The organism is Sphingobium sp. C100 (assembly GCF_000508185.1).
Lineage (GTDB): Bacteria > Pseudomonadota > Alphaproteobacteria > Sphingomonadales > Sphingomonadaceae > Sphingobium.
On record NZ_AYOY01000001.1, the window covers coordinates 12,739 to 32,336 of the forward strand.

At 65.7% G+C, this 19,598-nt stretch carries 21 protein-coding genes; 18 read left to right on the forward strand and 3 right to left on the reverse strand.

Annotation, left to right across the window (positions count from 1 at the left end; all coding sequences use genetic code 11):
• Window positions 1-444 precede the first annotated feature (444 nt).
• The 5 genes from C100_RS25620 to C100_RS25640 are packed head-to-tail and all read left to right on the forward strand — an operon-like array spanning window position 445 to window position 5,009.
• Window positions 445-1,182 carry a DUF2334 domain-containing protein gene (locus C100_RS25620; RefSeq protein WP_024017853.1) on the forward strand — a complete coding sequence of 246 codons (738 nt, stop codon included), beginning with the start codon at window positions 445-447 and terminating at the stop codon, window positions 1,180-1,182.
• Window positions 1,183-1,189: 7 nt separating this feature from the next.
• A complete protein-coding gene (locus C100_RS25625) occupies window positions 1,190-2,395 on the forward strand; it encodes a glycosyltransferase (RefSeq protein ID WP_161633881.1) in 1,206 nt (401 codons plus the stop codon).
• The gene (locus C100_RS25630; protein ID WP_024017855.1) at window positions 2,392-3,333 is read left to right on the forward strand and encodes a hypothetical protein; all 942 of its coding nucleotides are present in this window, start codon (window positions 2,392-2,394) and stop codon (window positions 3,331-3,333) included. Before C100_RS25625 ends, C100_RS25630 begins: the two co-directional genes overlap by 4 nt.
• Entirely contained in the window at window positions 3,330-3,830 is a 501-nt protein-coding gene (locus C100_RS25635; protein ID WP_024017856.1) for a DUF2141 domain-containing protein, read from the forward strand. The genes C100_RS25630 and C100_RS25635 overlap by 4 nt, the downstream gene beginning before the upstream one ends.
• 3 nt (window positions 3,831-3,833) lie before the next feature.
• On the forward strand, window positions 3,834-5,009 hold the full coding sequence (locus C100_RS25640) for a glycosyltransferase (RefSeq protein ID WP_024017857.1): 1,176 nt from the start codon (window positions 3,834-3,836) through the stop codon (window positions 5,007-5,009).
• A gap of 202 nt (window positions 5,010-5,211) precedes the next feature.
• Here the strand turns inward: C100_RS25640 and arsB are convergent, their stop codons facing one another.
• Genes arsB through C100_RS0123755 form a run of 3 tightly spaced genes read right to left on the reverse strand, consistent with a single transcriptional unit; the run spans window position 5,212 to window position 7,164 of the window.
• Window positions 5,212-6,279: an ACR3 family arsenite efflux transporter gene (gene arsB, locus C100_RS25645; protein WP_024017858.1), complete on the reverse strand. Its 1,068-nt coding sequence runs from the start codon at window positions 6,277-6,279 to the stop codon at window positions 5,212-5,214.
• Window positions 6,280-6,322: 43 nt separating this feature from the next.
• Entirely contained in the window at window positions 6,323-6,757 is a 435-nt protein-coding gene (arsC, locus tag C100_RS25650; protein WP_024017859.1) for an arsenate reductase (glutaredoxin), read from the reverse strand.
• A 53-nt stretch (window positions 6,758-6,810) separates the two neighbouring features.
• Window positions 6,811-7,164, reverse strand: coding sequence for an ArsR/SmtB family transcription factor (locus tag C100_RS0123755; RefSeq protein WP_031308391.1), 354 nt, complete (start codon window positions 7,162-7,164; stop codon window positions 6,811-6,813).
• A gap of 253 nt (window positions 7,165-7,417) precedes the next feature.
• Between C100_RS0123755 and C100_RS25655 the strand changes: the two genes are divergently transcribed.
• From C100_RS25655 to C100_RS25710, 13 genes are all read left to right on the forward strand, one after another.
• Window positions 7,418-7,981, forward strand: coding sequence for a DUF1993 domain-containing protein (locus C100_RS25655; protein ID WP_031308392.1), 564 nt, complete (start codon window positions 7,418-7,420; stop codon window positions 7,979-7,981).
• A gap of 189 nt (window positions 7,982-8,170) precedes the next feature.
• Window positions 8,171-8,779 carry a cytochrome c3 family protein gene (locus C100_RS25660; RefSeq protein ID WP_235218985.1) on the forward strand — a complete coding sequence of 203 codons (609 nt, stop codon included), beginning with the start codon at window positions 8,171-8,173 and terminating at the stop codon, window positions 8,777-8,779.
• Complete coding sequence (locus C100_RS25665; RefSeq protein WP_024017863.1) at window positions 8,776-11,586, forward strand: TAT-variant-translocated molybdopterin oxidoreductase; 2,811 nt, start codon at window positions 8,776-8,778, stop codon at window positions 11,584-11,586. The genes C100_RS25660 and C100_RS25665 overlap by 4 nt, the downstream gene beginning before the upstream one ends.
• Window positions 11,583-12,902 carry an NrfD/PsrC family molybdoenzyme membrane anchor subunit gene (gene nrfD, locus C100_RS25670; protein ID WP_024017864.1) on the forward strand — a complete coding sequence of 440 codons (1,320 nt, stop codon included), beginning with the start codon at window positions 11,583-11,585 and terminating at the stop codon, window positions 12,900-12,902. Before C100_RS25665 ends, nrfD begins: the two co-directional genes overlap by 4 nt.
• Complete coding sequence (locus C100_RS25675; protein WP_024017865.1) at window positions 12,895-13,419, forward strand: DUF3341 domain-containing protein; 525 nt, start codon at window positions 12,895-12,897, stop codon at window positions 13,417-13,419. The genes nrfD and C100_RS25675 overlap by 8 nt, the downstream gene beginning before the upstream one ends.
• Window positions 13,416-13,898, forward strand: a complete 483-nt coding sequence (locus tag C100_RS25680; protein ID WP_024017866.1) for a c-type cytochrome — start codon at window positions 13,416-13,418, stop codon at window positions 13,896-13,898. The genes C100_RS25675 and C100_RS25680 overlap by 4 nt, the downstream gene beginning before the upstream one ends.
• The gene (locus C100_RS0123760; RefSeq protein ID WP_152536385.1) at window positions 13,888-14,919 is read left to right on the forward strand and encodes a hypothetical protein; all 1,032 of its coding nucleotides are present in this window, start codon (window positions 13,888-13,890) and stop codon (window positions 14,917-14,919) included. The genes C100_RS25680 and C100_RS0123760 overlap by 11 nt, the downstream gene beginning before the upstream one ends.
• Window positions 14,916-15,347: a hypothetical protein gene (locus tag C100_RS25685; RefSeq protein WP_024017868.1), complete on the forward strand. Its 432-nt coding sequence runs from the start codon at window positions 14,916-14,918 to the stop codon at window positions 15,345-15,347. The genes C100_RS0123760 and C100_RS25685 overlap by 4 nt, the downstream gene beginning before the upstream one ends.
• Window positions 15,344-16,111 carry an SCO family protein gene (locus C100_RS25690; protein ID WP_024017869.1) on the forward strand — a complete coding sequence of 256 codons (768 nt, stop codon included), beginning with the start codon at window positions 15,344-15,346 and terminating at the stop codon, window positions 16,109-16,111. The genes C100_RS25685 and C100_RS25690 overlap by 4 nt, the downstream gene beginning before the upstream one ends.
• Window positions 16,108-17,061, forward strand: coding sequence for a cytochrome c oxidase subunit II (gene coxB / locus C100_RS25695; protein ID WP_024017870.1), 954 nt, complete (start codon window positions 16,108-16,110; stop codon window positions 17,059-17,061). The genes C100_RS25690 and coxB overlap by 4 nt, the downstream gene beginning before the upstream one ends.
• Window positions 17,058-18,704: a cytochrome c oxidase subunit I gene (locus C100_RS25700; protein WP_024017871.1), complete on the forward strand. Its 1,647-nt coding sequence runs from the start codon at window positions 17,058-17,060 to the stop codon at window positions 18,702-18,704. The genes coxB and C100_RS25700 overlap by 4 nt, the downstream gene beginning before the upstream one ends.
• Complete coding sequence (locus C100_RS25705) at window positions 18,697-19,323, forward strand: cytochrome c oxidase subunit 3 (protein WP_031308398.1); 627 nt, start codon at window positions 18,697-18,699, stop codon at window positions 19,321-19,323. Before C100_RS25700 ends, C100_RS25705 begins: the two co-directional genes overlap by 8 nt.
• Entirely contained in the window at window positions 19,320-19,595 is a 276-nt protein-coding gene (locus tag C100_RS25710; protein ID WP_024017873.1) for a cytochrome C oxidase subunit IV family protein, read from the forward strand. Before C100_RS25705 ends, C100_RS25710 begins: the two co-directional genes overlap by 4 nt.
• Window positions 19,596-19,598: the final 3 nt, after the last annotated feature.

Consider the following 19,598-nt stretch of genomic DNA (forward strand, 5'->3'; position numbering starts at 1 on the left):
GCATAGGTATATCACGAGCGGACTGGTTGATGCCGAGGATGCTACGTAGATCGCGGCGGAAACAGCACGGCTGCTCCCGCACGTCCGTCATTCCCATGGCCGTTCAGCATCTTGGGGGCGAGGAAACAGCGTGCGTGGACACACTCCTGCGCCGCCCGTCATGCCGGATGATGGCGCAGGTGCGGGAATTGCCGACGCTGCTGGTCCCGCCGCCATGAAGAAGGGCGGTTCATTTCGATGCAGGTGCAAAATATCTGCGGCCGAAGGCGCTCTCATTTGCTCATAAAAAGATCGATGATGCAGTAAGTTAAAGCGAGGTCGGCGCGCCGGGCCTTTATGCAGCGCGCGCGAAGCGCCCATGGCGGGGCATTTTGTAACGAGCAAGTCACCGGCGACCATCATAGGGCGCTTGTCACGCAACATTTTCGATTGGCGCGCCCGGCCATGAAGCGTCTGCTGCTCTCGGTTCATGACGTCGGCCCGCGCTTCGAGGCGGAGGTGGAGCTGTTGCTGGAACGCGTGACGCGCCATGTCGCGCCGGACCGGCTGGCCATGCTGTTGGTGCCCGATCATTGGGGCCAGCATCGACTGACAATTGGTTCACCCTTCGCCGCGCGCGTGCGGGCATGGTCGGACGCGGGCGCCAGCATGTTCGTTCATGGCTGGTTCCACAAGGACATGGCCGATCATGCTACGCCGGTCGCCCGGTTCAAGGCGCGCCATATGACCGCGGGCGAAGGCGAGTTTCTGGGGCTGGACCGGGCGACTGCGGCGCAGCGGATGGGCGCGGGCCGCGACCTGATCGAAACGATCACCGGCCGGCCCGTGGCCGGCTTCATCGCCCCGGCCTGGCTCTATGGCCGCCCCGCGATCGAGGCGCTGGCGGAGACCGGCTTCGCTTTGGCCGAGGATCATATGAAGGTCTGGCACCCGCCCTCCGGCCGCGTCCTGGCGCGCGGCCCCGTGGTGACCTGGGCCAGTCGCAGCCGGGCGCGCCGGGCGTCTTCGCTGCTGGCGGCAAGGCTGCTGCCGCCGGTGCTGCGCCATGCGGCGACCGCGCGCGTGGCGGTGCATCCGGGGGACGCTCATTTTCCGCAGCTTCTGGACAGTATCGACCGGGTGCTGCGACGCCTGACGCGCACGCATGCGCCCGGTCGCTATGACGACCTGCTGGCGGGGTGAAGCAGCGATGCGTATCCTGACCTTCCTTCACAGTTTCGAGCCGGGCGGCGTGGAGCGCGTCGCGTTGCGGCTGGTGCGCCAATGGCGCGAGGTGGGGGTGGACGCGCCGCTGTTCGTCGGACGCGATGATGGCGCGATGCGGGCGGGGCTGGGTGAGGAACTGGAGCGGCATGTGCCGCGCCAGCCCGCCTTTTCCGTCGCGCGCTTCGAAACCCTGTGGATGATCCTGACGCTGCCCGCGACGATCCGGCGGCTGCGGCCCGACCTGCTGTTCTGCGCGGGGAACAGCTATACCGTTGTCGCCGTGGCGATGAAGCTGCGGCTCGGCCGCGCCTGCCCGTCGATCGTCGCCAAGATCAGCAATGACCTTGAACGGCGCGACATGGGCTGGCCCATGCGGATGGCCTATCGGTTCTGGTTGCGGCTGCAAGGGCGCTTCATCGATCATTTCGTCGCGATGGCGCCGGGGCTGGAGCGCGAAGTCGCGGCTTATATCCGGCCTGGGGATGCGGCGATCACGGTGATCCCCAATCCCGCCTTGTCGCTGGCGCAGATCGACCGGCTGCGGTCGGTAGAGCGGCCAGTGCGCAGGGAGGCGGACGGGCGCCTGTTCGTCGGGATCGGCCGCCTGGTGCGCCAGAAGAATTTCGCGCTGATGATCGAAGCCTTCGCCCAGGCCGGCGGGCCGCACGATCAGCTGCTCATCCTGGGCGAGGGACCGGACCGTGCGGCCCTCGGCGCCCTGGCGGATCGGCTGGGCGTGGCGAGCCGGGTGACGCTGGCGGGCTATGTGCCGGACCCGGCTTCCTGTCTTGGTCATGCCGATATTTTCTTGCTGTCGTCCGACTATGAAGGCGTGCCCGCCGTGCTGCTGGAAGCGCTGGCGGTCGGGCTGCCGGTCATCGCGACGGAGAGCAGCAGGGCGATACGCCCGTTGCTCGACGATGGCGCGCTGGGCCGGATCGTCCCCGCAGGTGACCGCCATGCCTTCGCCGCCGCCATGGCTGACGCTGCACATCTGACGCAGGACGCGCAGGCCAGTCTGGCGCAGGCCAGCCGTTTCGCGCTGGAGACGGCGTCCCTTGCCTATCTCCGCACCTTTGCGGCGGTGGTGGCTCAGCCCATGGGCGGAGACATCACGCCCGTTTCGATGGCCGAAACCGGCCCGACGCCGCATTTCCCGATCCCGTCCACAATGACGAGTTCCTTATGACCGGAAACATCTCTACCGGCGCCTTTCCGCCCGTAGCATCCTTCGACGGCACGATGCTCGATCCCAAGCCGCTGGTGCAGACGGGCCGCAACTGGACCCGCTGGGCTGGGCCGCTGGTGTCGCTGCTGATCCTTGTCGCCGCGCTGCATCAGTTCCGCGACATCAATCCCGCCAATCTTTGGAAACTGATGCCGGGGGCGGCCGGTTTCTGGCTGGTTTTCGGGCTTTATTATCTGGCTGCCCCGCTTGCCGAATGGGTGATCTTCCGCCGTTTATGGTCGATCCCGGTGGAAGGGCTTGCCGCGTTGCTGCGCAAGCTGGTGAGCAACGAAATCCTGCTCGGCTATCTGGGCGAAGTCTATTTCTACGCCTGGGCGCGGCGCAGCGCCAAAATCACCGCCGCCCCGTTCGGCGCGATCAAGGATGTCACCATCCTCTCGGCGTTGGTCGGCAATGTCGTGACGCTGGCGATGCTGGCGCTTGCGCTGCCCCTGCTGGGCGTGGTCGGCGCTGGCCTCAACCGCTGGGAGGTGGGCGGCTCGGTCCTCTTCGTCCTGGTGACGTCGCTGGCGATGATGCTGTTGCGCAACCGCCTGTTCACCCTGCCCAGGCAAGAACTCTGGATTATCTCGGCCATTCATTTCCTGCGGATCGTGAGCAAGAATATATTGGCGGCGATCATGTGGCACATGATCCTGCCGGACATCGCGCTCGTCTGGTGGGTGTTGTTGGGGACGTTGCGGCAACTCGTTTCACGCCTGCCCTTCCTGCCCAACAAGGATGTGGTCTTTGCCGGGATGGCCGCATTCCTGATCGGACACGACAATGAGATTGGAGCCGCGATGGCGCTGATGGCCTCGCTGATCCTGGCGGCGCACCTGCTGGTGGGCATGGTATTGGGCACGGCGGAACTGCTGCGCGAGGGGCAGGGCCAATGATCGCGCTTTTTCTCCTGGCCGCAGCGATCCCGTCCACGCCCGACCTGGGCAAGGCGGAGGGCCGGTGCCGCGCGAACGAAAACGGGCCGGCCTATCTGGTCGATGTCGTCGGTCTGAAGGACCGCGAGGGACGGCTGAAGCTGGAACTTTATCCAGACAATGACGAGGATTTCCTGGCCGACGACAATATATTGGTGGCGGCGGGCAAGCCGTTCCGTCGGGTCGAGCTGCCCGTTCCGTCGTCCGGGCCAGTGGAATTGTGCATCCGCGCCCCAGGGCCGGGCACCTACGCGCTCAGCCTGCTGCATGACCGCGACGCCAATCGCCGCTTCGCCCTGGCCGTCGATGGTATCGGGTTCGCCGGCAATCCCAAGCTGCGCTGGAGCAAGCCCAAGGCGACCGCGGCGAGCGCGCCGGTGGGCAATGGTCCATCGCGCCTCAGGATCGTCCTCAATTATCGCCGGGGACTTTTTTCCTTCGGCCCGGTGGAGAAATAGCCGATGCGTATCGTGGACGTCTGCGCCCTTTACGCGCCGCGTGGGGGCGGCGTGAAGACCTATGTCGATTACAAGCTTCAGGCCGGCGCGGCCGCAGGGCATGAGATCATCATCCTTGCCCCGTCGGGCAGCCACCAGGCGGTCGAAGCCCATGGCGACGGACGGATCATGATGGTGCCTGCGCGTCATTTCCCGCTGGACCGCCGCTATTCCTATTTCGACGATGAGGAACGGCTCCACGCCATGCTCGATGCGTTGCAGCCCGACCTGGTAGAGGCCGCCTCGCCCTGGGCGAGCGCGTCGATGGTGGCGCGCTGGCGCGGGAATGCGCCGCGTGCCCTCATCATGCACGCCGACCCTCTGTCCGCCTATGCCTATCGCTGGTTCGGATCGGTGCTGCGGCGCGAGACCATCGACCGCGGTTTCGAATGGTTCTGGTCACATCTGCGCCGTCTGGACCAGAGCTTCGACCTGATCGTCAGCGCTTGCGATAGCCTGACGCAGCGGCTGGAATCGGGTCGGCTGGAACGGGTCGTGACCGTACCCATGGGGGTGGAGCCGGGCTGGTTCTCACCGACGCGGCGCAATGAGCGCTTGCGCGCCCGCCTGCTCGAACGCTGCGGCCTGGGACCGGACGCGACGCTGCTGGTCGGCGCAGGCCGCCATGCGCCTGAAAAGCGATGGCCGATGGTGATCGAGGCAGTGACCGTGGCCGGTTACAGCAGGCCGGTCGGCCTGGTGCTGGTCGGCGATGGGCGCGATCGCGCGCGCGTGCGGCGGGCGGCGGCGAACAATCCGCACATTCAGTTGCTGGCGCCCATTCGCGACCGGGCCGCGCTGGCCGAACTGCTGGCAAGCGCGGACGCCCTCGTCCATGGAAGCGAAGCCGAAACCTTTTGCATGATCGCGGCCGAAGCGCGCGCCAGCGGCCTGCCGGTCATTGTCCCCGATGAAGGCGGCGCACCCGACCAGGCGCGCGGGCGGGGCGGCTTGCTTTACAAGGCCGGACAGGCGGAGAGCCTGGCCGCGACGATCCTGGACTTCGTGCGCAACGATCCAGAGCAACAGCGCCGGCGTAGCGCCGCGCTGGCGGCCAGCGTCACGACCATGGACGACCATTTCAATCAACTTTTTGCCCTCTATGCGCAACTGCCGTCCCGGCAGTCCCATGCTGCCTAGGCAGCGCTCGCTGTTCAGGCGCCGACGCGCACCCAGGAGCAAGCAGGCGGTTGCCGACCTGTCGCAGAAGCTGTCGCAAGAGCGGGGCAAAATGCATAGTTGCGGACTGCGGCACCGCTTCAGTTGCGAAAGCTGGTCGCCGATGGCTGGTTTGATGTGGTGGCTGCTGCGCCGCTGATGGCGGCGGCGGATCGCCTTCGGTTCATCGCGCCTCGACGGGGACCGTATCCGGGAACCATCGGCGCCCGAGCCAGTAGGCGACGCTCACCAGCAGGATCAGCACCGGCACCTCGACCAGCGGCCCGATGACGGCGGCGAAGGCGACCGGGGAAGCGAGGCCGAAAGCAGCGATGGCGACGGCGATCGCCAGTTCGAAATTATTGCCCGCGGCCGTGAAGGCCACGGCGGTCGTGCGCGGATAGTCGCTGGCGATCAGCTTGCCCATGAAAAAGCTGATCGTGAACTGGACAACGAAATAGACAGTCAGCGGGATCGCAATGCGGATCGCGTCGCCGGGCAAGGTGACGATTTCGCCGCCCTTGAGACTGAACATGGCGACGATGGTGAACAGCAGGGCGATCAACGTGACCGGGCCGATTTTGGGCAGGAAGACATCCTCATACCAATCGCGCCCTTTCGCCGCCGCCAGCCATTTGCGGGTCAGATAGCCGGCGAGGAAGGGGAGGCCGAGATAGATGCCGACCGCTCGGGCGATGGTCCAGAAATTAACGTCGACGATGCTGCTTTCCAGCCCGAACAATGGCGGGAGGACGGACAGGAAGAACCAGGCATAGACGCTGAAGAACAGGATCTGGAAGATCGAGTTGAAGGCGACCAGCGCCGCGACATATTGATTGTCGCCCCTGGCAAGCTGGTTCCAGACGATCACCATGGCGATGCAGCGCGCCAGGCCGATAAGGATGAGGCCGGTCATATATTCCGGCTGGTCGCGCAGAAAAAGGACGGCGAGGGCGAACATCAGCACCGGGCCGATGATCCAGTTCTGGACCAGCGAAATCGCCAGCACGCGCCTGTCTTCGAACACGCGCGGCAATTCCTCGTAACGCACCCGCGCCAGCGGGGGATACATCATCAGGATAAGGCCGATGGCGATGGGAATGTTGGTGCTGCCCCAGGACAGGCGGTCAATCGCCTGCGGCAATCCCTCTATCATCGTGCCCAGCGCGACGCCGAGCGCCATGGCGAGGAAAATCCACAAGGTCAGATAGCGGTCGAGGAACGACAGGCGCGGACGAGGGCTGGGAGTCATCGGGGTTCCTTAAGCGGTGGGGCGGCATCGCCGGCGCCATGGATCAGTCGGGCGTGACGCGGTTGCCGGCGGCGTCGATCACCGGCGCGCCATCTTCCTTGGCGAAGGCGCGGCGTTGCGCTGCCGGTATCAGGTCCAGGACCGCTTCGGACGGGCGGCAGAGCTTCACGCCCAGCGGCGACACCACCAGTGGACGGTTGATGAGGATGGGATGCGCCATCATCGCGTCGATCAATGCCGCGTCGGAGAGATCGTCGTCGCCCAGACCAAGTTCCGCAAAGGGTGTGCCCTTTTCGCGCAGCAGGGCGCGGGGCGAAAGGCCCGCCCGCACGATCAGGCTTTCCAGCAGGGCGCGCGAAGGCGGCGTCTTCAGATATTCGATGACATGCGGCTCGATTCCGGCATTGCGGATCATCGCCAGCACATTGCGCGAGGTGCCGCAATCGGGATTGTGATAGATGATGATGTCGGCGGTCATGTGCCTGGCTCCCCCTTTGGCCGCTGTTGCCGGTGCGGTGGAAGGACTGTCGCTCATGAACAGGCGCCCACGCCCACGCGGTCGCAGACGATGGCGGACAGGAGGTCGGCGCAGGCGCGCGGATCGCCCTGGCAGCAATCGGCCATCAGAAAGGTGAGCAATGCCTGCACTCCGGCATAGTCGGCGGCATAATGGATCAACCGGCTCGTCCGCCAGGACAACACCAGGCCTGCTTGCTCCAGTTTGGCGAGATGGTGCGACATGGTGGAGGGCGGGACAGCCATCGCGTCCGCCAGCGCGCCCGCGATCATGCCGTCCGGTCCGGCCTTGATGAGCAAGCGGAATACCGACAGGCGGGTGTCCTGCGCGAGGGCGGCGAGCGCCATCACGGCCTTGTCCTGGTTCATGGCGCGTCCTTCAATTCGATGAACGTCGAAATATATCTGGCGGACGGTCGGGTCAATGATATTTTCATGTTTATGGAAATATGCGCCGCTCATGCCGTCGCGCTTGCTCGCAAGGGCGCGCGGCAACAATATGCGTTTGTGAAGCCATGCTTTTCATAGGTATTACGGCACCGCCGATGTCGCGCCATGGGGCCCCGCTCTCAGTGGATATGCATGACATCGGTTCAAAATCTTCCGATCGAAAGGCGCCATGATGTCGTTCACGAACCTCCTTGTTCCCACCTACACGCAGATGCTCAAAGCCTTGTCGGCCTGGCTCGACAAGGCGCAGGCGCAATCGCCGGACAGGGAAGAAGCGCTGCTTTCGGCCCGTCTGGCGCCCGACATGTTCCCGCTGGCGACGCAGATCCGCTTCGCGTGCGTGCAGGCGCTGGAAGGTGTTTTCCGCCTGAAGGGAGAGGCGTTTCCGGCGGCGGTGGAACAGCTGCTCGACGAAGGGCGCAATGCGGGTGAACGGCCCGGCTCCTTTGCCGATGCCAAGGCCCGGATCGACCAGACGGTCGCCATGCTCGATGCCCTGGCGCCCGATGCGCTCGACACCGATCCGGACAGCATGATCGCTCATGCGCTGCCGATGGGGCTGGTGTTCGACCTGACCGCGGAGCAATATGCCCGTGACTGGACGCTGCCCCAATTTTATTTCCATGTGATGATCGTCTACGCCATCCTGCGCAGCAATGGCGTAGAGCTGGGCAAGGTGGACTATGTGGCGCATATGTTCGGCTATCTGCGCCCCGGCACCATGCCGCCCCAGTGAAGCGCAGCCGGGCATGGTGCGCGATCGGGCGACTGCATCGTCCGTCTGCCGGATGAAAACATGCGATAAAAAGGCGTCTGGCTGGAACTTAAACGCCATTGCGGTCTTCCTGCCCTTGTAGGCAGGGAGGGCGCACTGACACAGATATTCCCCCCCGTGGCCGATAGCTGGTTGCGGATAGGAGCGATATTGATCTGCCTTTCGGCGGTCGCCCTGGGGGTCGCCGGATGGGCGCGTGTGCGATCCCCCTATGAAACCGAGCAGGGATGGGTGCAGCATCAACCCGTCCCGTTCAGCCACAAGCATCATGTCGCCGACGCCGGCATTGATTGCCGCTATTGTCATACCAGCGTGGAAACCAGCGCCAATGCAGGCCTGCCCGCCACCCATATCTGCATGACCTGCCACTCGCAGCTCTGGACCGGCGCTGAAGTTTTGGCGCCGGTGCGGGAAAGCATGGCGACCGGGCGGCCGCTCGTCTGGCACCGGGTGTCGCAAGTGCCGGACTATGTCTATTTCAACCATTCGATCCATGTCGATCGCGGTGTCGCCTGCGTCGAATGCCATGGCCGCATCGATACCATGCCCCTCACCCAGCGGGCCAAGCCGTTCCAGATGCAATTCTGCATCGAATGCCACCAGAATCCCGCTCCGCATCTTCGTCCACCGGACAAGGTGACGCAAATGGAGCCGCTGCCATGGTCCGAGGCGGACAAGCGCCGCTATGGCGCGCGCGTGATGGCTGCTCACAGCATCGATCCAAAAACCCTCGTCAACTGCGAAATATGTCACCGATGAACGGCGGGCGCACCCTGGACGCGGCCCTGTCGGCGCTGCGCGATGCGAACGGGCGAGCGTTCTGGCGCGGACTCGACGATCTGGTTGCGCGTCCCGACATGCGCGATCGACTGGCGCAGGCGTTTCCGGCGATCGCCGGCGCGGGGGCGGACTGGCGCCGGCGCGATATATTAAAATGTCTGGGCGGCGCGCTGGCCATGGCGGGGCTAGATGGCTGCGAGCGGTCGCCGGACGAGGACGCGCTGCCCTATGTGGTGCAGCCCGAGGGCGAGACGCCCGGCATTGCGCGTCATTATGCGACGGCGGTCGAGATGGACGGCGTGGCGCAGCCCGTGATGGGCAGGACGCGCATGGCCCGGCCGATCAAGCTGGAGGGCAATGCACGTCACCCGGCCAGCGGCGGGGCGACGGATGCGTTCACCCAGGCCGCGTTGCTGGACCTTTATGACCCCGAACGGTCCAAAGCCCCCTTGTTCAAGGGCGACGAGATCGATTGGGCGCGGGTGGACAGCGCGATGGCGAGCCTGCGTCGTACCTTCGACCGGACGGGCGGCGCGGGCTTTCGCCTGCTGACCGGCCCGGTGGGATCGCCAACCCTGCTGCGCCAGATCGGCGACCTGCTGGCTCGCTGGCCCGAAGCGCGCTGGCATCAATGGTCACCGCTGCCACGCCGGCCGCACGGCTTGCGCCTGGAACAGGCGCAGATAGTGGTCGCGCTGGATGACGACCTGATCGGTCCAGGGCCTTTCCAGACCTTTCATGCCAGGGGATGGTCCGAGCGGCGGCGGAACTATCAGGCCGGGCAGGGCAGCGCCTCGATGTTCGTGGCCGAACCCAGCCCCACCATCACCGGCGTCACGGCGACCGATCGACTGGCGGTGCGGCAGGACCGGATCGCAATCCTGATTGCGGCGCTGGAGGCCATGGTCGGATCGGGCGATGCGCCAGCCGGTCTCAATACCCGCGAAGCGGCATGGGTGCAGGCCTGCGCCGCTGAATTGAACCGGCATCGCGGGCAGGGGCTGATCGCGCTGGGTGCGCATCACCCGCCCGCGTCGCATCGCGCCGTCCGCCGGATCGCGGCCATGCTGGGCAATGTCGCGGCCGATCCTGCCCCGGAGGTGCCGGGGTCGGGGGATCTTCGCGCGCTGTCGTCCGATATGGAGCAGGGCGCGGTGGCCGCCTTGCTGATACTTGATGCCAATCCCGCCTATGCCGATCCCGCCTTCGCCACCGCGATGGCCAGGGTGCCCGAATGCATTCATGCGGGCCTTCATGCCGATGAGACCGCCGTGCATTGCCGCTGGCACCTGCCGCTCGCCCATGGGCTTGAAAGCTGGAGCGACGGGCGCTGCGCGGATCAGTCCGCCGCCATCATCCAGCCGCTGGTGCGCCCCTGGCTGGCGGTGCGATCTCGCCATGCGGTGCTCGCAAACCTGACAGGCGACGACCGGCCTGACCGGGCCATTGTGCGTGCGACCTGGGGGCTGGATGATGCAGGCTGGCGGCAGGCGCTGCTGAGCGGATATGTTGCCGGCGCGCAAGCGTCCCCGGCGCCGTCAGAGCCGCCTGCGACGGACGAGGGGGAGGCGATTCCTGCCGCGGGCGAGGGGCTTTCGGTCATCGTGCGGCCCGACCCCTGTATCTGGGATGGCCGGTTCGGCTCCAATCCCTGGCTCCAGGAATTGCCCAAGCCGCTGACCAAGATCGCCTGGGGCAACGCCATCCATGTCAGCCCGGCACTGGCGCGCGAACAGGGGCTGGCAAATGAGGATGTCGTGCGGCTGTCGATCGGCGGCCGGAGCGTGGAGGGGCCGGTATGGATCCTGCCCGGCCAACAGCGCGATACCCTGTTGGTGCATCTGGGCCATGGCCGCAGCCGGGGCGGGCGCGTCGCGCGGGGGGTGGGCTTCAATGCATGGCCGCTGGCGGACGCGAGCGGGCCAGTGACGATCGAAAAGCTGGGCCGGACGGAAGCTGTCGTTTCGACCCAGCATCATTTTGCGATGGAAGAGGACGAATTTGTCCGCTTCGTCGATGCCGCCGGCGACAAATTGCCCAAGGAGCCGCCGCGTTCCAGCTTTTTTCCGCCGCAGAGATCCAGTCCTGCCTGGGGCATGGCGATCGACCTCGACCTGTGCATCGGTTGCAATGCCTGCGTCGTCGCCTGCGTGGCCGAGAACAATATCCCGATGGTCGGCAAGGACCAGGTCGCGATGGGGCGGGAGATGCACTGGCTGCGAGTCGATCGCTATTATCAAGGCTCGCCGGACGATCCGACCCATGCCTTCCAGCCCGTGCCCTGTATGCATTGCGAAGATGCGCCGTGTGAAATGGGGTGTCCGGTCAACGCCACCGTGCATAGCCCCGACGGCCTCAACCTTCAGGTCTACAACCGATGCATCGGCACGCGAACCTGTTCGGCCTATTGCCCCTATAAGGTGCGGCGCTTCAACTGGTTCGACCTGACCGGTGGCGACCCGCCCGAACTGCGCGCCGCGCGTAATCCCGAGGTTACGGTGCGCGGGCGGGGGGTCATGGAAAAATGCACCTATTGCATCCAGCGGATCAGCGCGGCGCGGATCGAGGCGAAGAAGCAGGATCGCCCCATTGCCGAGGGCGAAGTGGTCACCGCCTGCCAGGCGGCCTGCCCGACGCAGGCGATCGTCTTTGGCGATGTTTCCCGCGACGACAGCGCGGTGTCGGAGCGCAAGGGCAATGGGCGCGACTATGACCTGTTGCGTGAGGCCAATACCCGCCCGCGCACCACCTATCAGGCCCGCATCCGGCGTGGGGACCAGGCATGACCGCAGCCGCCCAGCAGGACGTCGCCGCCCGTCATGTCGTCGTCATTCCGACGCGCTTTCCCGCGCCGCGCGCCTGGTGGGCGCTATTCCTGCTTGCGCTTTGCCTGCTGGCGCTGTTCCTCATTTCGGTCGCGGTGCTGTTTGCGCGGGGGCCGGGCGTGTGGGGGAATAATATTCCCGTCGCATGGGGCTTTCCCATCTCCAACTATATCTGGTGGCTGGGCATCGGCCATGCCGGCACGCTGATTTCCGCGATGCTGCTGCTGGTCGGCCAGCAATGGCGCAATTCGCTCAATCGCTTTGCCGAAGCGATGACGCTGTTCGCCGTCATGTGCGCGGGTCTTTATCCGATCCTGCATCTGGGCCGGCCATGGCGCTTTTACTGGATGGCGCCCTATCCCAGCACCATGGGCGTCTGGCCGCAGTTCAAGAGCCCGCTGACCTGGGACTTCTTCGCCGTCCTGACCTATTTGATCGTATCCATATTGTTCTGGTATATCGGCATCATCCCTGATCTGGCGGCGGCGCGGGATCGCGCGAAAAGGCGGCGCTGGCAGATATTTTTCGGCCTGGGCGCGCTGGGATGGCGCGGTTCTGCGCAACATTGGCATCGCTGGCGGCAAAGCTACGGCCTGACCGCCGCGATCGCCGTGCCGCTGGTGGTGTCGGTCCATTCGGAAATTTCGCTGCTGATGGCGGCCGGGCCAGTGCCGGGCTGGGTTTCGACCGTGTTCCCGCCCTATTTCGTGCTGGGGGCGGCTTTTTCCGGTTTCGCGGTCGTGTCGATGCTGACCGTGTGGTTGAGGGCGATGCTGCGGCTGGGAACGCTGGTGACGCCGCGCCATCTGAACATGCTGGGCATCCTGTTGCTCGCGACAGGGCTAATGACCGCCTATGGCTATCTGGCGGAAGTCTTTACCGCAGCCTGGGCGGGTGGGCGCGAGGCGGAAACGATGTGGGATCGCTTCGCCGGTCCCTACGCCTGGAGCTACTGGGGGGCGGTCATCCTCAATTTCGTCCCGTTGCAGGCGCTCTGGTGGAAGCGCGTGCGCCTGTCCCCGATCCCGCTGTTTCTGATCGGCCTCAGCGTCGCGATCGGCATGTGGCTGGAACGCTACATGCTGCTCGTCTCCTCGCTCTATCGCGACTGGCTGGAAAGTTCGCAGGGGCTGTTTCGGGCGACATTCTGGGACTGGAGCCTGTACGCCGGGACGCTGGGGCTGTTCCTCACCTGCTTCCTGCTGTTTATTCGCTTCCTGCCGGTGATCTCCGCCTTTGAAGTGCGCGAGGCGGCGCAGGAGGGCGGCGATGGCTGAACCTTATGCCCTGCTGGCCGAATTCGACAGCCCGGAAAGGCTGATGGACGCTGCGCGCCGGCTGCGCGAGCAGGGCTGGCGCCGGCTGGAAGCCTTCACGCCTTTCCCGGTCGAAGGGTTGGACCGGCTGCTGGGCTTTACCGATGACAAGGTCGCGCGCGCCATGCTGATCGGGGGCGCTGCGGGCGCGGTGCTGGGGTTCCTGATGCAGGTGGGCACCAATCTCGACTATCCGCTCTGGGTTGGCGGGCGTCCGCTGATCGCCGTGCCAGCCTTCATGCTGATCTGTTTCGAGATGCTGGTGCTGGGCGCGGTGCTGTCGGGGATCGGCACGCTGTTCGTCGCCAATCGGCTGCCGCGCCTCAACCATCCGGTGTTTGCCGCCGACCGCTTCGACCTGTCGGCCGACGACCGTTTCTTTCTGGCGATCCTGGCGGACGCGGATTTTGATCGCGATGACGCGGGCAAGGCTCTGGCCGCGCTCGGTCCCCGTGCGATCATTGAGGTTTCGGCATGAGGGCGGCGTTGATCCTGGCGCTGCTGCTGCTGAACGGTTGCGACCAGAATATGGTGCAGCAGCCGCGCTATGATGATTTCGAACGCTCCCCGCTGAGTGCCAATGGCAGCGCGATGGGTGCGCCGCCGGAGGGCGCGGTGGCCCAGGATGCCGTGGCGCGCGCCGCGCAGGAACTGCGGCCGCCGATGAGCGCGGCGCTGGTGGCGCGCGGGCGGGAGCGGTACGATATTTATTGTTCAATGTGTCACGGGGTTGACGGTCGGGGCGACGGCATCGTGCCCGCGCGCGGTTTCCCCCGGCCGCCCAGTTATCTGGAGCCGCGCCTGGTCGCCGCGCCGACCGCGCATTTCTACAACGTCATCACCCATGGCTATGGCGTGATGTATGCCTATGCCGATCGGGTGAGCCCGCGTGACCGTTGGGCCATCGCCGCCTATATCCGCGCGCTTCAGACGGCGGGAGGCGCCGATGCGCGCTGATTTGCGCTCATCCGAAAGGCATATGCTGTTTGCGGCCGCTGCGGGCGCGGTCGCGTCGCTCGCGCTTGCGCTGATCGATCCAGCCGCGGCGCTGACCGGCTGGCTGGGCGCGGCGGCCGCCTTCGCCGCCATTCCGGCCGGATCATTGTGCCTGCTGGCCATGATGACGCTGATCCCCGGCGTCTGGGGCGAAGCGTTGCGCCTCACCTGCGAGGCGGGAACGCTGTTGGCGCTGCCCGCGCTTCTCGCCTTTGTGCCGGTGCTGCTGGGGATGGGCGTCATCTATCCCTGGATGATCCATGGTCCCCAAACGCCATTTCAAAGCGTCTGGCTTGGCCCCCTTCCCTTCGCGCTGCGGACCATGCTCTGGTTTGCGCTGCTCTGGAGCGCATCCGGGGCGATCCGGGCGCGCCACCGGACCAGAGTCGTTGCGGCGGGCGCGCTGGTGGCCTTTCCCGTGCTGGGCAGTCTGGTGGCCATCGACTGGCTGATGTCGCTCGACCTCAAGCTCGCATCATCGGCCTTCGGGCTTCAGATCCTGATCCTGTCCGTGACGCTGGCGTTCGCGGTGCTGCTGCTGTTTCGCATCACCCTGGGCGGGCGGCCCTATCGCGTCGGCGTGTCGGGGGGACTGCTGCTCTGCTTGCTGCTTATGTGGGCCTATATCCAGTTCCTGACCTTCTTCATCCTGTGGTCGCCGGGCCTGCCGGACGGCGCGGCATGGTATGGCCGCCGGGCGGGGGGATGGGATGCGGCGGAATGGGCGTTCGCGCTGCTGGGCGGATGGCCGTTGCTGGCGCTGTTGCTCGCGCGGTTTCGCAGGAATGCGGCTTGGCTGGCGCGGCTCTGCATATCGGTGATCGCAGGCAAGCTCATCGAGTTCGCCTGGTTCGCGCTGCCGGGAAGCGGGCCGTTGGCGGTCGCAAGCTTTGCCCTGGCCGCCGCCGCGCTGGCGTCTGTGACGGCGGTCGGACTGGCGGTCGCGATGCGTCGCCGCATCGGGACGAGGGCGCCGGCATGACCCGGCCGCTGCACAAGGATACCCGCGTCCAGCGCGGCAAGCCAGCCGAGCCGGGCATGTCCGCTCTGGCGTTTGGCCATGAGCCTGGTGACGCGCCGCCGGCAAAGGTCGCCTATGTCCTCGCCGCGTTCATGAGCCTGATGCCGGTTGGCCTGGGAACGGCGGGGCTGGTCGCGAGCAGCTGGTCGAACCACCATCCAAGCGCCGCTGCGGCAAGCCACGCCGATCGCCAGCCGCCGGCGCCGCCTCTGCTCGCCGACCCGACCCGCGCGCGGCTGCGGATCGAGGCCGGCGCGCGGCGGCGGCTGCGCGATGGCCCTGTCACCATCGACGCGGCCATGGCGATGGTCGCGCGCAGGGGGTGGGATGGCGCAGGCGCGCCGTCTACGGCGCAAGTCGCGCGCGATCATGCGGAGGCGCGGCGATGACGCGCCTTTTCCTCCTTCTGATAGCGCTATGCGTGGCTGCTCCGGTGCGGGCGCAGGCCGGCTTCGATCCCTTCGGCGAGGCTGGCATCGACGAACGGCCCGGCGCGGCGATCCCCATGGACGCGCCCTTCACGCGGGCCGACGGGCGGCCCGCGACCCTGAAGCAATTGGGGGATGGCAAGCCCATCCTGTTGATCCCGGTGCTGCACAATTGCCCGAACATCTGCGGTGTGACCCTGGCCGGAGTGGCCGACGCCATTGCGGCGCAACCGCTCCGCCCCGGCCGCGATTTCACTCTCGTCGCATTCGGGATCGACCCCGAAGAAGGGCCTGAAGATGCCGCCCATGACCTTGCGCGGCTTCGGGCACATGCCGGCGAGGGGGCGCCCGCTTTTGCTCTTACCGGATCGGCGGAAGCCATCCATGCCGTCACCGGCGCGCTGGGCTATCGCTATGCCTGGGACGAGCGCATCGGCCAATATGCTCATGTCGCCGCGACCGCCGTGCTGACCCCGCAGGGGCGGCTGTCGGGCTGGCTCTACGGCCTGACGCCCCGGCCGACCGATCTGCGGCAGGCGGTGCTGGATGCAGGGCAGGACAAACGGGCGCGCTGGGGCGAGAGGCTGCTGCTGCTCTGTTTCCATTATGACCCGGCGACCGGCCGCTACACCGCGTCGATCGAAAAGATGCTGAAGCTGGCCGCCGCCTTGACCGTGATCGGCCTGATCGCGCTGATCTGGCGCCTGCGCAGGAGACCCGCATGAGCGCGGGCATCGAACTCTGGCCGCCCGCGGCGTCGCATCATGCGCAGCAGGTCGACCTGCTGATCGGCAGCTTCGGTGCGATGGTCTGGCTGCTGACCATCCCGGTCTTCGTTCTGATGAGCTGGTTCGCCATCCGCTACCGGCGCAGCCGGGAGGTCAATCGCGATCATGCGCCGACCCGCAACCTCTGGGTGGAGGTGGGCTGGTCCGTCATCCCCTTCATCCTGGTGCTGGGTTTTTACGTGTGGGCGACGATGCTTTTCCTCGACCTTTATCGACCGCCGCCCGACGCCATCCCCATCCATGTCGTCGCCAAGCAGTGGATGTGGAAATTCCAGCATCCCGACGGCGCGCGGGAGATCAACAATCTGCATGTGCCGGCGGGGCGGCCGGTCAAGCTGATCATGACGTCGGAGGATGTGATCCACAGCTTCTATGTGCCGGCGCTGCGCCAAAAGCAGGATCTGGTGCCGGGGCGCTATACCTCGCTCTGGTTCAATGCCGACAAGCCGGGGCGCTATCCGCTGCGCTGCGCCGAATTTTGCGGGGCGGACCATAGTGCGATGGGCGGCACGCTGATCGTGATGCCGCCGCAGGACTATGCGGTCTGGCTGGGGCGCAACCGGGATGGCGGCATGGACGGCACGCTGGCGCAGGCAGGGGCCAGGCTGTTTCGCGATCTGGGGTGCAGCGGATGCCATAGCGCGGCCGCATCGGTAAAGGCGCCGCCGCTGGAGGGCATTTTCGGCCGACCGGTCGCATTGGCCGACGGTGGTACGTTGATCGCGGACGATCAGTATCTGAGCGATTCCATCCTGCTGCCCAACAAACAGGTCGCGGCCGGCTACCGCCCGATCATGCCGACCTATGGCAATGTGCTGGCGCCCGAACAGGTCAATGCGCTGGTCGCCTATCTGAAATCCAGCCGCGCCCGCGAGGATAGCAAATGACCGACGAGCCGCGTTTCGAGCATCCGCCCGAGGAACGGGCGCCCAGCTATCTGGCCGAGAGCCACAGCCTGCGTTCCTGGTTCTTCACCACGGATCACAAGCGGATCGCGCTGCTCTATCTTGTTTCGATCACGCTGTTCTTCCTGATCGGCGCGGGTGCGGCAGCGCTGATCCGGCTCGACCTGCTGACGCCGCAGGGCGACCTGCTCACAAATGATGGCTATAACCGGGCCTTTTCGATCCACGGGATCATCATGGTCTGGTTCTTCCTGATCCCGTCCATCCCCAATGTGCTGGGTAATTTCCTGGTGCCGATCATGATCGGCACGCGGGACCTGGCCTTTCCCCGCCTCAATCTGTTGAGCTGGTATATCTATATCCTGTCGGGGTTGCTGACGCTCTATGTCGTAGTCAGTGGCGGGGTCGATACCGGCTGGACCTTCTACACACCGTTGTCGTCCGTCTATGCCAATGGGGCGGTCGTCGCGACGATCGTCGCCGTGTTCATCAGCGGCTTTTCGACGATCCTTACCGGCCTGAACTTCATCGTCACCATTCACAAGCTGCGGGCGCCCGGCATGACGTGGAGCCGCCTGCCGCTGTTCATCTGGTCGCATTATGCCGTGTCCATCATCTTCGTGCTGGCGACGCCGGTGCTGGCGATCACGTTGTTGCTGGTCGCGGCCGAGCGGCTGATCGGCATCGGCGTGTTCGATCCGCGCCTGGGCGGCGACCCGCTATTGTTCCAGCATCTCTTCTGGTTCTACAGCCATCCGGCGGTCTATATCATGGTGCTGCCGGCGTTGGGGGTAGTCAGCGAACTCATCACCGCCGCCGCGCACAAGCGTATCTTCGGCTATTGGTTCGTCGCCTTCGCGTCGATCGCGATCGCGGTGATCGGCTTCATGGTTTGGGGCCACCACATGTTCGTGTCGGGCCAGTCGGTGTTCGCGAGCGCCGTCTTTTCCTTTCTGTCGATCGCGGTGGCGGTGCCCAGCGCCATCAAGGTCTACAACTGGACCGCCACCCTCTATAAGGCCGACGTCGCGATCGATGCGCCGCTGCTGTTTGCGCTCGGTTTCATCGGGCTGTTCGTGGCGGGCGGCCTGACGGGTCTGATGCTGGCGATGCTGGCGATCGACGTGCATGTGACCGACACCTACTTCGTGGTCGCCCATTTCCACTACATCATGGTCGGCGGCAGCGTGACCGCCTTCTTTGGCGGCCTGCATTTCTGGTGGCCCAAGATGACCGGGCGCCTTTACAACGAGACGCTGGGGCGGATCGCCGCGATCCTGATCCTGGTCGGGTTCAACATCACCTTCTTCCCGCAATTTCTGCTGGGCTATCAAGGGATGCCGCGCCGTTACCATGTCTATCCGCCCGAATTCCAGGTGCTGCACGTCATCTCATCATTGGGCGCGGCCTTGCTGGCGGTCGGCTATGCGATGCCCGCCTTCTATCTTCTCTGGTCGCTATTGCCCGGGGGGCGCCGCGCGCCGGCCAACCCTTGGGGAGCGTCAGGTCTGGAGTGGACGACGAGTTCGCCCCCGCCCAAGCATAATTTCATCGCGCAGCCAGTGGTCGTCCGCCAGCCCTATGACTATCCGCTGGCCCATCCCGCGAGCCGTGACGATGGCTGAAGGCGGCGTCCAGGAACCCTTCGCGCGTGCGGCGCGCCAGCGCGAGGCCGAACGGCTGGGGATGCTGATCTTTCTGGCCAGCGAAGTGATGTTGTTCGGCGGCATCTTCGCCGCCGCGCTGGCGCTACGGCTGGAGCATCCGGCCGGTTATGTCGACGCGGCGCATCATCTGAAGTTGTGGTTGGGGACGGCCAATACGGGCGTTTTGCTGACCTCCAGCCTGTGCGCCGCGCTGGCCGTGCAGGCGGCGCGGAACGGACAAGCGCGATGGGCGGCATGTGCGCTGTGGGGCGCGGTGGCGTTGGGCACGGTGTTCCTGGCGATCAAGGGCGTCGAATATGCCGGCGAATATCGGGAGGGGCTGATGCCGGGCATGGCGACGACCCATTTCGAAGGGCGGACGCAGCAATTGTTCATGAACCTCTATTTCATCGGCACCGGCCTTCATGCGGTTCATGTGACCTTCGGCCTGGCGCTGCTGGCGGCGGCGGCGCTCAACCGCGGCGCACGCCAGGACCGGCATGCCATGCTGATCGGTAATGTCGCGCTCTACTGGCATCTGGTGGATGTAATCTGGGTCTTTCTCTACCCTACTTTATATCTGGCGGGCGTGCGATGAGCGGGGCAGTGCGCCTGCTGCTGGTCTGGGCCGCGCTGATGGCGTTGCTGGCGCTGACGGTCGGCGCCGCCTTCCTGCCGATCGGTATGGCGAAGCCGTGGGTCGCCTATGCGATCGCCACGGCCAAGGCCATCCTCATCCTCTGGTTTTTCATGGAGATGCGGCGCGAAAGCGGCCTGGCGCGGCTGGCTGCGATCGCCGGGTTCGTCTGGCTGGCGATTTTGATCATGCTGACGGCGACCGACTATCTGACGCGCCGCTGGATAATGTGAACT